At 56.2% G+C, this 13,651-nt stretch carries 11 protein-coding genes; 6 read left to right on the top strand and 5 right to left on the bottom strand.

The genetic code is table 11. From position 1 onward, the window contains the following. Window positions 1-150: 150 nt before the first annotated feature. Window positions 151-609, bottom strand: coding sequence for a (2Fe-2S)-binding protein (locus PYR66_10425; protein ID WEF30070.1), 459 nt, complete (start codon window positions 607-609; stop codon window positions 151-153). A gap of 41 nt (window positions 610-650) precedes the next feature. After that, window positions 651-3,866 (bottom strand): molybdopterin-dependent oxidoreductase, encoded by a 3,216-nt coding sequence (locus tag PYR66_10420; GenBank protein ID WEF30069.1) that lies wholly within the window; start codon window positions 3,864-3,866, stop codon window positions 651-653. A gap of 367 nt (window positions 3,867-4,233) precedes the next feature. On the opposite strand from PYR66_10420, the gene PYR66_10415 reads away from it, so the two are divergent. Further along, window positions 4,234-4,878, top strand: a complete 645-nt coding sequence (locus tag PYR66_10415; protein ID WEF30068.1) for a CatA-like O-acetyltransferase, family 1 — start codon at window positions 4,234-4,236, stop codon at window positions 4,876-4,878. An 83-nt stretch (window positions 4,879-4,961) separates the two neighbouring features. On the opposite strand, the gene PYR66_10410 is transcribed toward PYR66_10415, so the two are convergent. Both PYR66_10410 and PYR66_10405 read right to left on the bottom strand, forming a co-directional pair. Further along, on the bottom strand, window positions 4,962-7,367 hold the full coding sequence (locus PYR66_10410; GenBank protein ID WEF30067.1) for a membrane-bound PQQ-dependent dehydrogenase, glucose/quinate/shikimate family: 2,406 nt from the start codon (window positions 7,365-7,367) through the stop codon (window positions 4,962-4,964). Between the two features lie 327 nt (window positions 7,368-7,694). After that, a complete protein-coding gene (locus tag PYR66_10405; GenBank protein ID WEF30066.1) occupies window positions 7,695-8,603 on the bottom strand; it encodes a DUF535 family protein in 909 nt (302 codons plus the stop codon). Between the two features lie 314 nt (window positions 8,604-8,917). Here PYR66_10405 and PYR66_10400 point away from each other — a divergent pair, with 314 nt between their 5' ends. After that, window positions 8,918-9,058, top strand: coding sequence for a hypothetical protein (locus tag PYR66_10400; protein WEF30065.1), 141 nt, complete (start codon window positions 8,918-8,920; stop codon window positions 9,056-9,058). Between the two features lie 32 nt (window positions 9,059-9,090). Here the strand turns inward: PYR66_10400 and PYR66_10395 are convergent, their stop codons facing one another. Continuing rightward, window positions 9,091-9,996 carry a LysR family transcriptional regulator gene (locus PYR66_10395; protein ID WEF30064.1) on the bottom strand — a complete coding sequence of 302 codons (906 nt, stop codon included), beginning with the start codon at window positions 9,994-9,996 and terminating at the stop codon, window positions 9,091-9,093. A gap of 140 nt (window positions 9,997-10,136) precedes the next feature. Here PYR66_10395 and PYR66_10390 point away from each other — a divergent pair, with 140 nt between their 5' ends. Genes PYR66_10390 through PYR66_10375 form a run of 4 tightly spaced genes read left to right on the top strand, consistent with a single transcriptional unit; the run spans window position 10,137 to window position 13,629 of the window. Then, window positions 10,137-10,844: a CoA transferase subunit A gene (locus PYR66_10390; protein ID WEF30063.1), complete on the top strand. Its 708-nt coding sequence runs from the start codon at window positions 10,137-10,139 to the stop codon at window positions 10,842-10,844. Between the two features lie 2 nt (window positions 10,845-10,846). Next, window positions 10,847-11,503: a CoA transferase subunit B gene (locus PYR66_10385; GenBank protein WEF30062.1), complete on the top strand. Its 657-nt coding sequence runs from the start codon at window positions 10,847-10,849 to the stop codon at window positions 11,501-11,503. Between the two features lie 9 nt (window positions 11,504-11,512). Then, window positions 11,513-12,694, top strand: coding sequence for an acetyl-CoA C-acetyltransferase (locus PYR66_10380; protein ID WEF30061.1), 1,182 nt, complete (start codon window positions 11,513-11,515; stop codon window positions 12,692-12,694). Between the two features lie 11 nt (window positions 12,695-12,705). Next, window positions 12,706-13,629, top strand: coding sequence for a 3-hydroxyacyl-CoA dehydrogenase family protein (locus PYR66_10375; protein ID WEF30060.1), 924 nt, complete (start codon window positions 12,706-12,708; stop codon window positions 13,627-13,629). The last annotated feature ends 22 nt before the right edge of the window (window positions 13,630-13,651 follow it).

Here is a 13,651-nt window from a genome sequence, read left to right as displayed (position 1 = left end):
GGGCTACGGTTCTGCGCCGTTTGCTAGCCCGGATAAGGCGTCAGCCGATATCCGGGAACCCTCCCCCGGTGGCGCTTACGCTTACCGGGGCTACCAACTGTAGCCCGGATAAGGCGTCAGCCGACATCCGGGTCAATCAGGAACAAGAGATTACGATTTAATCGCGTGTTGAATGGAGTCGATGATCGGCTGGTAGCCGGTGCAGCGGCACATATTGCCTTCTAACACGTCTTTTAACTGCGTTTCGCTTGGATTTGGCTCTTTGGTTAACAGTTCGGTGGCGCTTACTAATACCCCCGGAGTGCAGAACCCACACTGCACTCCGCCCTTCTCGATAAAAGCGTCCTGCAGTTTCTGGGTAATCGGATTATCATTTAGCCCTTCGAGGGTCACAATTTCCGCGTCATCGCACTGCTTAGCCAACACCAGGCAGGAGCATACCGCATTACCGTCCATCAGCACCGTACAGGCGCCGCATTCACCAATCGAACATCCCTCTTTGGTCGCGGTCAGGCGCAGCGTATCGCGAACTAAATCCAGCAATCGCATATTACCTTCCACTTTTGCTTCTACCAGCTTGCCGTTCACCTTCACTTTAATTGTGCTCATTGCTCTATCCTGTACAGGGCGCTGCGCGCCCTGGGTCATCATTAAAGCCCTGACGCCTGCTGCGCCTCGGCCATCATGTCGCGGAACATATTGACGAAAACCGGCTGCTTATACGCTGCTGACCAGCGCTTACCGATCGCGGCGTAAATAAGCTTATCCAGCACCTCGCAGGCGCTATTGATACTGTCGCTATTGAGGGGTTTCCCCAGCAGGCAGCGTTCGATATCCAGCAACCGCTGCGGCTTACTGAACAGCGCGCCATCGACCAGTCGGCAGTAACTCACCGTGCCATCGTCGGCAAAATCCAGCAGTGCGCTCAGACTCTGACGCGTGATGTTTAGCGCGTTACGCCGTCCTAACTGGTGGTAGAAGCCTTTCGCCTGCGGCCTCGCTGGCGGCGGCAGTATCACTTTGGTCAACAGTTCATTCGGCTGGCGCTGGGTTTTATAGCCAGAGAGTAAAAACTCGGCCAGACTCAGGGTACGCTCGCCATTGAGCGAACGCAGCTCGATACGCGCATCATAAAGAATGGCGGGCGGGATAGAATCACCACAGGGAGCGGCGTTGACGATATTGCCGCCGATGGTGGCGCGGTTACGGATCTGATGTGAACCGACGGTGTGGCAGGCCTGCACCAGCAGCGGGTAGCGTTCGCGCAGTAGCGGATGATCGGTGATGCGATTAAAGGTCATCGCCCCGCCAATCGTGACTTCATGCGTGACGGCATCTTCGCTCACCTGCGTCAGTTCCGGCAGATGAGAAATATCCACCAGCCGCATCGCACGGGTTTGTAAACGTCCCTGCACGATCACGTCGGTGCCACCAGCGATAGCCGTGACACCGTCACTTGCCAACAATGTTAGCGCCTCCTGCAGGCTTTTCGGCCGGGTAACGTGCACATCAGTAAGGCGTAGTACCTGCTTCTTGTTCTCCGCCTCCAGCATCATTTCACTTTGGCGAACCGGCTTCTTCAGGTTGTAGCCGAGAATCACCTGTTCGAGAGTCAACGGTAATTTATTAAACCGCGTCCCCAGCGCAAAACTCACCGCGTTATTGATTGCCGCCGCCGCCAGTTCGGTTGCCGGCTCGCCAATGCCCTTCGCGCCCAGCGGCCCGGCGATATCCGGATTCTCCACGCCAATCACCGTCATCCGTGGAATATCTTTCATCGTCGGCAGCAGATAGCTGTCAAAGTTTTCCGATTTCACCTGACCGTTTTCAATGTTGAAATCTTCCAACAACGCGTAGCCGAAGCCCTGCGCCACACCGCCGTAGACCTGTCCTTCGAAGCCGACCGGGTTTAGTACCCGCCCAACGTCATGCGCGGCGGTCACGTGGAGCAGATCGGTTTTACCCGTGCTGGTATTGACGCGCACTTCAGCGACCTGGCAGCCGTAGACCCAGGTAAAGTACGGGCTGCCGCAACCTTTTTCTTCGTCCCAGTGGATCGGCGGAGGCACAAACCAGCCATATTCCGTCAAGCTGACGCTGGCCCATTTGGTTTTATTAACCGCTGTTTTGAAATCAATGCGTCGTTCGTTGTCCTGGATGTTGATGATAAAGCCATCCTGCCAACGCGTTTCACTAAGCTCGCAAGTGCCGATGCTGTCGCCAACCACGCTGAGGATTCGGCGTTTTATCTTGTCGGCGGCATCCAGGATCGCCCCGCCACCGACCATTGTGCCACGAGTAGCCGCCGTCGACCCGCCGTCGCCAATCACTGACGTTGGCGGCTCCATAAAATGGAGATCCGCCAGTTCAATGCCAAAGGCTTCCGCAGCGATCAGCGACATGGCGGTCTGCAACCCCTGACCATTTTCCGATACCGACGTCGCCAGGTTGACACTGCCGTCCTCATTGACCTGAATCAACGCCGTGGACGTATCCACCCCTTCCGCGCCGATAGAGCAACCGCGATAGCTCAGCGCCATGCCGATACCATAGCGGTAAATGCCGCCTTTTTGATTTAACTCGCGATAGTGCTGACGTTTGGCCGCAAACTCAGAGGCATTAACCGCCTTGTTCAGGACTTCAATCGCCGAGACGGTATGTTTATCAAACCGCTGGCCAGTCACCGACGTGTCGCCCTGGCGTAGCGCGTTAATTTCACGCACCAATACCGGCGAAATATTGAGCGTTTCGGCGATCTCATCCATAAAGGATTCGTTGGCATAGACCACCTGCGGCGAACCGAAGCCGCGCATCGCCGAGGTATAGCTGTTATTGGTATAGACAGCTTTCACGTCGATATGGACGTTATCAATATTATACGGCCCCGCCGCCTGTACCGAAGAACGCCAGGTGACGAACGGCGATGACGCTGCATAGCCGCCGCTGTCGGCCAGAATATCAATTTTGATCGCCAGAATACGCCCGGCGTCGTCCACTCCCGCCCGATATTTCATCTTATAAGGGTGACGCTTGCAGCTTTCGATAATGGACTGTTCGCGGGTGTAGGTAAACTTCACCGGACGGCCGGTCAAACAGGTCATCAGCGCCGAGCGGCAGGCCAGGTGATCGATAATGTCATCTTTACCGCCGAACGACCCGCCCATCACCGCACGTTTGACATTGATCTGGCTCTGCGGACAGCCCATAAACTTCGCCACAAAACTGCGCACCCGATGCGGGTTCTGAATCGAACCGGAGATAATCAGGCTGCCGTCGGTGGGATCAAGCCAGGTTAGCACCACTTCCGGCTCGATATAAGCGTGCTCCTGAAAACCCACTTCATATTCACGTTCAATAACGTGCTTTGCCGCAGCGAAACCTTTTTCAATATCGCCTTTCACGGTGTGGTGGTGGGCGGCGATATTATCATCGCGTTCAGGGTGAATTCGCCGCGCATCGGGCGCCAACGCGGCTTCTACATCAGTCAACGGTGCATAAGGCACGTAACACACATGAATTTTATCCGCCGCGGCGCAGGCGGCTTCATAACTGGTTGCCGCCACGACCGCCACCACGTCGCCGTGGAAGACCACCTCATCTTTAACGATAGGCAGGTAATCCTTCACGATGATCCCCACGACCGGCGTGCCGGGAATATCCTGCCAGGTGGCGATTTTGACAACCCCGTCAACGCTCAGCGCCTCACTAAGATCGATCGCCTCGATTTTCCCGGCGGGAATATCCGCAAAGCGACAGACGCCATAGAGCATGCCGGGTAAAGTAATATCGTCGCCATAAATGGCTGTTCCTTTGACTTTCGCCAATCCATCCACGCGCCGTAGCGGCGCTGAAGGTGAAGCACACATAACACAGTCCCCTCAATGATTGTTCATTGCAGGCCATCCCGGGCTCGCCATAAATAGCGTTATCCATAACCCATGAGAAAAGCCTCACATCACCGACAACAAACCCAAGATTTGTGCCATAAATCAAAGGAGTGCTGATTCAGATCGTTTTTTGTGAGTCGCCGCGCAAAACGCGGTAAAAGTGAGGAGAAACGGGCGTGCCTGGAGCGCCAACCCGTGTTCGGGCGAAATTTCATCGCCGTTTTTATCAAAGTGATAGGCGCGTTTTCTCAAATTAATAATTTGCTCGCCAGCCCGAACGCAGACGCGATAGCCACCCGGCGGAAATCATTGCATAGTACAGACTCCCCCTTTTAAGGAGCAGACCGTGGCTAATTATCGCGTCATAGACAAAGAGACCTGGCATCGTAAAGATCACTTTTCCTTCTATCGTACCTTTGCGAACCCCAGTTTTAATCTGTGCGTGCCCATTGAAGCGCAGCGCCTGTATACCTGCGCCAAAGATCGCGGCGTCTCCTTCTTCCAGTTGGCGCTGTTTGGTCTGCTGCGTGCCGCCAACGCGGTACCGCAGCTAAAGCAGCGCGCGCTCGGCGAAGACATCATCGAATACGATTCGATCGCCGTCATGACGCCGATCATGACCGCCAGTGAAGGGTTTCGCCAGGTGCTGTGCGAGGGTGCCGCCGATTTCGCCGCCTTTAGCCATAGCGCAACGCCACGTATCGAGGCGGCAAGGAGCCACGAACCCTCGCCGCTGATCGTCGAGGGCGAAAACTTCTTTTGCGCCAGTTGTCTACCATGGCTGCATTTCAGCGCCATGACCCATGCTGAATATTTTGTTGGCGCCTCAGTACCGGCGTTAACCTGGGGAAAACTGAAAAACGGCATCATTCCTGTGGCGGGCAGATTTAACCACGCCTTCGTCGATGGCCTGCACGCCAGCCGCTTTTATGCCGAGGTCGAGCACTATTTCACCAACCCGGATGCGCTATGGCTACCGTTATCATCATGATTACTCAACCAAGCCGCGGCCCAACAAAAAAACCGCCCCGAGGGGCGGTTAGCTTAAAACCACATCATTTCACCGCACGGCGATTAATCCTCCAGCGCGTAGGCGATGATATCGTCGCCAACGTCCGGAGAGTGGCTGGCGCCGCCAGCTGAAATCAGCACGTACTCTTTACCGGTTTTCGGTGATTTGTAAACCAGCGGCGCCGCTATCGCGCCGACCGGCAGACGAGCACGCCACAGCTCTTTACCACTGGCCGAATCCAGCGCACGCAGGTAGTTATCCTGAGTGCCGGCGAAGAACACCAGGCCGGAAGCAGTAGAGGTTGGGCCGCCCAGAGTCGGCATACCCAGCGGGATATGCAGATGAGTTTTCAGCCCCAGCGGACCGGTATCCTCTACCGAGCCCATCGGCACCTGCCACAGCAGTTGGCGGCTGTTGAGGTCAATGGCGCTCATGGTGCCGAACGGCGGAGTATTACACGGCACGCCCAGCGCGGACTGCAGAATATCGATCCGCACGCCGCCGTATGGCCCGGCAATTTGCGGACGCACGGTGCCCATAAAGCCAGGGACTTCGTCAGTCGACACCTTGTATTTCGCCATGTCTTCCTGACGCACCAGCGACATCCGCAACGGCATACGCATATCATTAACGAACAGCGTGCCGGTACGTTCATCAATAGTGATACCGCCCCAGTTCATGCCGCCCAGCAGGCTTGGCCATTCGATATACGGTTTCTCAGACGGCGGCGTATACATGCCCAGGTAAGTCGATTCTTTAAAATCGATACGGCACATCAGCTGATCAAACGGCGTCACGCCCCACATCGATTTCTCAGTCAGCGGTTCGACGCCAAGCTGCGGCATGCCGGTGGAGAACGGTTGAGTGGTTGACAAACGTTCGCCTTCCGCGCCCTGATGGGCTACCGGCAACTCTTCAACGCGGGTGACCGGTTTACCGGTACGACGATCGAGAACGTAAATCTGCCCGGTTTTGGTGGTCTGAATCAGAACCGGGATCTCTTCACCCTGCTCGTTCTTCATGTGGAACAATACCGGTTGCGACGGCAGGTCATAGTCCCAGATATCGTGGTGAACCGTCTGGAAGACCCATTTTGTTTCGCCCGTGCTGGCATCGACCGCCACCACCGCAGAGCCATATTTCTCTTTGGCTTCATTACGATCGCCGCCCCAGTAGTCCGGCGGACCGTTACCGGTCGGCAGATAGACCAGGTTCAGCTCTTTATCGAAGCCCGGAATGGTCCAGACGTTCGGCGTTTCCAGCGTATAAACGCGACCTTTTTCCGGGTCAGTGATGTTTTCCGGCTGGCCGACATCCCAGGCCCAAACCACCTTACCATTGCGCACGTCGAAGGCGCGTACCACGCCGGAAGGCTCGCCGTGCACGATATCGCGCACCCAACCGCCCAGCACCGCAATATGCCCCATGATGACCGGCGTTGAGGTCGGGTGATAGCGTTTGCTGTTTTCGGTGTCGCCCATGCCCTGCTTCAGATCCACGCTGCCGTGGTCGCCAAAGTCATCGCAAAGTTCGCCGGTTTTCGCATTCAGCGCCAGCAGGCGCGCGTCAACGGTCGACACCAGAATACGCTGCGGGCACTGTTGCAGCGCCGGGCTGGCCTTCTCTGCCGCGCTGAGCGTATCGTCACTCTGCGCGTCATAGTAGCCCACGCCGCGGCAGGTTACGTGTTCCGCCGTCTGCGCATGGGGGTCAAAACGCCAGCGTGCTTTGCCGGTATCGGCATCGATGGCGGTCACCACATTGAGCGGCGTACAGGAGTACAACGTGTCGCCAATTTGCAACGGCGTGTTTTCGTCAACGCCGATAGCCGGGCCGGTCAGACGGCGGCCGGTGTGGTATGTCCAGGCGACTTTCAGTTTATGCACGTTTTCCGGCGTAATGTCGTCATAAGGCGCAAAACGGGTGCCGGACGCATCGCGGCCGAAGAATTCCCAGTTGTCGCTTTGCGACGCCAGGGTCGGCGTGTTATCGCTCGCCGCTTTCACCACGCCATTGTGGATCCCGCCGTGCGGATAAAACGCCGAAACCAGCGTTGCCAGCAGCGCGATAAAGATGATCGAGGCGCTCCAGTTAGCGAAGCGCACGCGAGCGCGGGCCACCGGCATCGCCGTCGCCAGCCACAGGGCTAACATCAGCATCAGCGCAGGAACCACCAAACGCGGAATCAATCCCCAGTAGCTGAACTGCACTTCATACAGCGCCCAGGCCAGGGTTAACAGGAAGGTAATAACGGCAAGAGGAAGAGCATATCGACTGCGGGTGAAGTAACCGACGGCGATGAATAGATAAGCCAGACCGGCTAGCAGATACCAGGCGCTGCCGCCCAGTGAGAGGAGTTTGCCACCCCAGATAGTTAAGAAAATCCCAATGCCAAAACTCAGCAGTACAAATAATAATCGGTATACGGTGAAGAATATCCCTCGACCGCTACCTTTTTGTTCGTCCATATTTCATCCCATTCGACATAAGTCGATATAACCAAAGTATTTATTCTTAATAACGCTGATGCGAATTTTCATAACACAGCGCATATAACCTGTTGGTTGGACGCCCCAGACCAGGGCGAAGAACGTAAGAAAGTATATGAATGTGTAAATCTTATGTAAAATTAAAACGCATAAAATGTTTAAAATTTTTTAATTTATAAAAGGAAGTTGATAGACGCGTCAGGAGCAAAAGATGGGAGGTGTTAGGCGAGGTTGAGGGGAGAGAAATGAGATAAACAGGCTTGCCGACCCGCCGCCCCCGGCCGATCGGCAATCCAGTTTTAACGGTTAATGGGCGTGTTGACCGACGCTAATTTCCCGTAAGGCAGCAATCAGATCCAGCTGCGCCAACTCTTTTAAACCTTCACGTTTAATGAACTGGCTGCGGTGTTTACTTTTGACCTCTTCGAGACGCTTTTTAATCTCTTCCGCAGGCAATTTGTACCAACCGCGTCGCTGTTTCTCGCCGCCAATGTCCAGCCACAGCTCCGAGTAACTGGCTTTCACCTTGTCGCTCTTCACGTGGTAATCGCTGTCGATGGCGTAGATCTCGCGGATATCAAAATGGCGCAATAAACCGTACAGCAAAGTGATAATCAGGTTTTTTGGCCGCGTTCCGTAGAGTTCTTTTGTCAACGCTTTGACTTCATCGTTGCTAATATCTTTACCGCCCTGAATACCGCCGATCCACGCGCTGCCTTGTTCAGTGCAGGAGAAACAGATGCTGTATACCCGTTTATTGTCGAGGAACATCTGCAACATCAGCTCCCCTTCCTCCTGAAACGGCGACGCCAGCAGTTTCACTTCCAGGCTGGTCCCATTCTTCAACGGGATGTCGATCATCGAGCGACCAAACGCCGTGACATTATACAACTGCGGCAATACGTCCGGATTAAACCTTTTTTCGATGAACTGTAACGCGCCGTGAGCAATATTCAGCTTGGCCCTTTTCGACATTTTCTTATTTAAATAAGCTTTAAAAGGTTTATCTTCAAAGCTGACCAATCCCGGGGTAGCGCCGGTTAATTTGGCACAGGCATAGGTTTGGCAAAATTGTTGATATTCCTTGTACTTTCCTCCTGTTAAAGGTATTTCTCTGCATTTGCGCAATACCTTTTTATATTTAAGTTTAACGTTACAAATGACCTTATTATTTTTCCGCCATTCTTTGATGGCCGATGCTGTTGTAGATACCATTGATCAAGATCCATAGATTCATCCATAATCGCGGCCATAATATCATATATAAAACTGGTCAATGGTTATTTACTGGTTCGTTGTCATTCCATTTAATAAACAGTCAAAAAATTATCTTTTAGTGCGCAATAAATAATAAAAAATAATGTCAACTATGATTATTGGCGGTCATTGAATAACATTCAGACATTCCTGTATCAGAAACGGTCTGGTGATTAACGCTCTGTGCGATTGCGGCATGCGCGACGTGCATCAATCAGTCGTTTTGACCTATACTCTGTCGACAGTCAAAACAGTAGTAAAGTGGGTAACTCATGGAAATTGATCTCGACAACCTGGTCTTTAACGGCCTGGAAGAAGCGGAAGAACGTAACGCTGAACGCCTGGATGAAGCTGATAAAAAAGCGCAGGCGATTGTTGCCGATGATGATTGCGGCGATGCCTGCAAAATCTGATTCCCGAACCGGCTAACCAGGCCGGTTTTTTTTTACCTGTTGCCCTCCTGAGCGGGTAAAAAACCCTTCAGCGTATCCAGGAGGGCCTGCGCCGCTTTCGATAGCTGCATATGCCCGGCGTGAATCACGCCAATACACTTTTCAATCGGCGGATCGGTCAGCGGCAGGCACACCGCGCCCAACGACTGCATTTGCGATCGGCATAATGCAGGTACCGCGCTGCCGCCCAAACCGCTGGCGACCATCCGTCCTACGGTGACTAACTGATGGCTCTCCAGCGCCACGTCTAGCTGACTGCCGCTACGCGCCAACTCTTCTTCCAGCATCAGACGCACCGCCGATGGCCGCTGCAGGGTAATAAAATCCAGCGTCAACAGTTCACGCCAGCTCAATTGTTTTTTACTCGCCAGCGGCGACGTTTTTGGCACGATCGCCATAAAGCGATCCACCGCCAGCGGCGTAAACAGCAGATTGTTGGTGGGGGACGGCTCAAAGGCAATCCCCATCTCGACCCGCCCTTCGCGCACCATCTCGATCACCTGCTCGTTAATCACGTCATGTACCGTGACATTCACTCCCGCGTAGCGATCGCGGAAGGTTTTGAGCACTTCCGGCAACACGTTCGCGGCAAACGACGGCATAGCGGCAACGGAGATTTTTCCCCGTTGCAGAGTGAAACTTTGCCGCATCGCCTCTTCGGCATTATCCCAGTCCGCCAGCAGCTGGCGCGCCATCGGCAGGAAGGTTTCCCCCTCCTGGGTTAATGTCACTTTGCGGGTGCTGCGCTGCAACAACGCGCCGCCCAGCGACTCTTCCAACCCCTTAATGGTCAAGCTCAAGGCTGGCTGCGACAGATTCAGCCGCTCGCTGGCGTGGGCGAAATTGAGAGTGTGAGCTACCGCTAAAAACGCGCGTAACTGTTTGACACTCATTCTCATTTTTCTTCCTGTTAACTAATTGAAAGAATTTAGTTAACGATAAATTAATAAAAAAACCAAATGAGTGGGTCACAAATTCAAAATTATCAAATCAGTCTGCGCCCTCAATGATAGAGCCATCGCAAGGCAGGAGAAAAAAGATGGCAGGACTGGATAAACGCGTCGCCAGCTATGAAGCGGCACTGGAAGGATTAACCGACGGCATGACGCTGCTGGCTGGCGGTTTTGGCCTGTGCGGCATCCCGGAAAATTTAATTGCCGAGGTTAAACGCCGCCGGGTTCAGGGGCTGACCGTGGTCTCTAACAACTGCGGCGTCGATGGCTTCGGTCTCGGCATGCTGCTGGAAGCTCGCCAGGTACGCAAAGTCGTGGCCTCCTACGTTGGCGAAAACGCCCTCTTTGCGCAGCTGGCGCTGAGCGGCGAACTGGCCGTGGAACTCACGCCGCAGGGAACGCTTGCGGAAAAAATCCGCGCCGGCGGCGCCGGGATCCCCGGTTTCTATACCGCCACCGGCTACGGAACCCCGGTGGCGGAAGGGAAAGAGGTCCACCAGTTCGACGGTAAAAATTACATCCTCGAAGAGGCCATTCGCGGCGATTTCGCACTAGTGAAGGGCTGGAAGGCCGACTGGTACGGCAATGTGGTCTATCGCCATACCGCGCAGAATTTTAACCCGCTGATGGCCACCGCCGGGCGCATCACGGTGGTGGAAGTTGAAGAGATCGTCGCGCCCGGCGAACTACCGCCCAGCGCTATCCACACGCCCGGTATTTATGTTGACCGTCTGATCGTCGGGCAATTCGAAAAACGCATTGAACAACGCACGCTGCGCGCAGGGGGAAACTGAACATGTTAACTCGTGAACAAATGGCGATGCGCGTCGCCCAGGAGCTGCGCGACGGCGACTACGTTAATCTCGGCATCGGGATTCCGACGCTGGTGGCCAACTATATCCCTGCGGGTATCGACGTGATGCTGCAGTCGGAAAACGGTCTGCTGGGGATGGGCGAATTTCCCGATGCGGCGACGATCGATGCCGACATGATTAACGCAGGCAAGCAAACCGTCACCGCGCAAACCGGTGCCGCGATTTTCGATTCCGCCCAGTCGTTCGCCATGATCCGCGGCGGTCATGTTGACCTCACGGTCCTGGGCGCCTTTGAAGTCGACGTCGCGGGCAATATCGCCTCATGGATGATCCCGGGGAAAATGGTCAAGGGAATGGGCGGCGCCATGGATCTGGTCGCGGGGGCGCAAAATATCATCGTGGTCATGACCCACGCGTCGAAAAACGGTGAATCCAAACTGCTCCCGCAGTGCACCCTTCCACTCACCGGCGCGGGCTGCATTCGTCGGGTGCTCACCGACCTCGCCCTGCTGGAGATTACCGACGGCGCCTTCGTCCTGCGCGAATACGCGCCCGGCGTCAGCATTGACGACATTGCCCAAAAAACGGCGGGACGGCTGGTTGTTGCCGACGATGTCCGCGAAATGCGCTTCAACTGAGGAATGAATATGAAAGACATCGCTATCGTCAGCGCGGTGCGAACGCCCATCGGCAGTTTTCGCGGCGCATTTGCCCCCCTTTCCGCTGTCGACCTCGGCGCTGCGGCGGTGCGTGGCCTACTGGAACGTACTCAACTGCCGGCCGATGCAGTCGACGAGCTGATTTTTGGTCAGGTATTAACCGCTGGCTGCGGACAGAATCCGGCACGACAAACCGCGCTGCAAGCCGGGCTGCCGGTCGCTACTCCGGCCGTTACCGTTAATCTGGTGTGCGGCTCCGGGTTAAAGGCCGTACAGCAGGCGGTGCAGGCGATTCGCAGCGGCGACTCGGAAATCGTTATCGCCGGCGGCCAGGAGAGCATGAGCAACGCCCCTTACCTGGTCAACGGCGCGCGCGATGGATTACGTTTCGGCCACGCCAGTATGCAGGACAGCATGATTCAGGATGGTCTGTGGGATGCGTTTAACGACTATCACATGGGAATGACCGCGGAGAACCTCGCTGACGCCTTCAATATCAGCCGCGCCCGGCAGGATGCCTTTGCCGCGCTTTCGCAACGCAAAGCGGCCGCCGCGATGGCCGCCGGACGCTTTCAGACTGAGATCGTGCCGGTCACCGTCGCGCAGGGGAAAAAGCCGCCGCGCGTGGTCACCGAAGACGAGCAGCCGCGGCCGGAGAGCAGCGAGCAGCAACTGGCGCAACTGCGCCCGGCCTTCCGCACAGAAGGGGGCAGCGTCACCGCCGGTAATGCCTCGTCGCTCAACGACGGCGCAGCGGCGGTGTTGCTGATGAGCGTGGAGAAAGCGCAGCAACTTGGCCTGCCGGTACTGGCCAGGATCGTCAGCTCGGCGGTCACCGGCGTCGATCCGGCAGTCATGGGTATTGGCCCGGTTAGCGCCTGTCGAATGGCGCTGCAGCGCGCCGGTTGGACGCTTGATGAGGTGGCGTTAATTGAAGCTAACGAAGCGTTCGCCGTGCAGGCGCTGGCCGTCGGGCAGGTACTGGAGTGGGACAGTCAGAAGGTTAACGTCAACGGCGGCGCTATCGCCCTTGGCCATCCGATCGGCGCCTCCGGCTGCCGCATTCTGGTCAGTCTACTGTACGAAATGCAACGCCGCGACGTCAGCAAAGGCCTGGCGACCCTCTGCGTCGGCGGCGGACAGGGTATCGCCATGACCATTGAACGTTAACAGGAGCCACTATGTATACACCTCAATTAGCGGTACTGGGAGCGGGCCTGATGGGCGTCGGCATTGCCTGTCATTTCGCCCGTCACGGCCATGCCGTTTGTTTATATGATACCGACCCGGGGCGCATCGGCGACATCCCCGGCGTCGCCACGGCCATTTTACGCGAACTCGAAGAATGCGGGCAGTTTGATCCCGCTCAGCGCGCTGCGGTGCTCGCGCGCCTGTCGGGCGCCACGGCATTAGGCGAACTCGCCAACGCCACCTTACTGATCGAAGCTATTCCGGAACGCCTGCCGCTCAAACACGCCTTATACGCCGAGCTGGAAGCGCTTATCGCCGATGATGCCATCATCGCCAGCAACACCAGCGGCCTGCCGCCGGACCAGCTGGCGCAGGGCATGCGTCATCCCGAACGATTACTGATCGCCCACTTCTGGCACCCGCCGCACTTTATCCCACTGGTCGAGGTGGTCCCCGGCAGCGCCACCCTGCCGCATCTGGCCGGCGAGGTCAGCGACTTTTTCACCGCCTGCGCGCTGGAAGCGGTCGTGCTCAACCGCGCCGCGCCGGGCTTTGTCGGCAACCGCCTGCAGTTCGCCCTGCTGCGCGAAGCGCTACATATCGTCCACAGCGGGATAGCCTCGCCGGAAGTGGTCGATAAGGTGATGCGCGCCTCGCTCGGCCGCCGCTACGCCATGGTTGGGCCGCTGGAAGCCGCCGACATGACCGGGCTGGCGACGGTACAGGATATTTGTCAGCACCTGCTGCCGGAGCTGGCCAGCGGCAACGAAATGATGACGCTGGTCGCCGATAAGGTGGCGCAAGGCGATACCGGCGCCCGCAGTGGACAAGGTTTTTACCGCTGGGATGAGGCCCGGCAGAAACGTATCCAGTCGCGCCGCGAGCACCAGCTGCGCTACGCCCTGAAACCGTAACTTCCTCGTTTTGTACCCCCGA

Source organism: Klebsiella aerogenes, assembly GCA_029027985.1.
Taxonomy (GTDB): domain Bacteria; phylum Pseudomonadota; class Gammaproteobacteria; order Enterobacterales; family Enterobacteriaceae; genus Klebsiella; species Klebsiella aerogenes_A.
Note: the sequence above shows the minus strand (reverse complement) of the source record. Positions and strands in the feature narration are given on the sequence as shown.

Coding starts and splice junctions, on each gene's coding strand:
- PYR66_10425 (WEF30070.1), bottom strand. CDS start 609: ATGAGCACAATTAAAGTGAAGGTGAACGGCAAGCTGGTAGAAGCAAAA.
- PYR66_10420 (WEF30069.1), bottom strand. CDS start 3,866: ATGTGTGCTTCACCTTCAGCGCCGCTACGGCGCGTGGATGGATTGGCG.
- PYR66_10410 (WEF30067.1), bottom strand. CDS start 7,367: ATGGACGAACAAAAAGGTAGCGGTCGAGGGATATTCTTCACCGTATAC.
- PYR66_10405 (WEF30066.1), bottom strand. CDS start 8,603: ATGGTATCTACAACAGCATCGGCCATCAAAGAATGGCGGAAAAATAAT.
- PYR66_10400 (WEF30065.1), top strand. CDS start 8,918: ATGGAAATTGATCTCGACAACCTGGTCTTTAACGGCCTGGAAGAAGCG.
- PYR66_10395 (WEF30064.1), bottom strand. CDS start 9,996: ATGAGAATGAGTGTCAAACAGTTACGCGCGTTTTTAGCGGTAGCTCAC.
- PYR66_10390 (WEF30063.1), top strand. CDS start 10,137: ATGGCAGGACTGGATAAACGCGTCGCCAGCTATGAAGCGGCACTGGAA.
- PYR66_10385 (WEF30062.1), top strand. CDS start 10,847: ATGTTAACTCGTGAACAAATGGCGATGCGCGTCGCCCAGGAGCTGCGC.
- PYR66_10380 (WEF30061.1), top strand. CDS start 11,513: ATGAAAGACATCGCTATCGTCAGCGCGGTGCGAACGCCCATCGGCAGT.
- PYR66_10375 (WEF30060.1), top strand. CDS start 12,706: ATGTATACACCTCAATTAGCGGTACTGGGAGCGGGCCTGATGGGCGTC.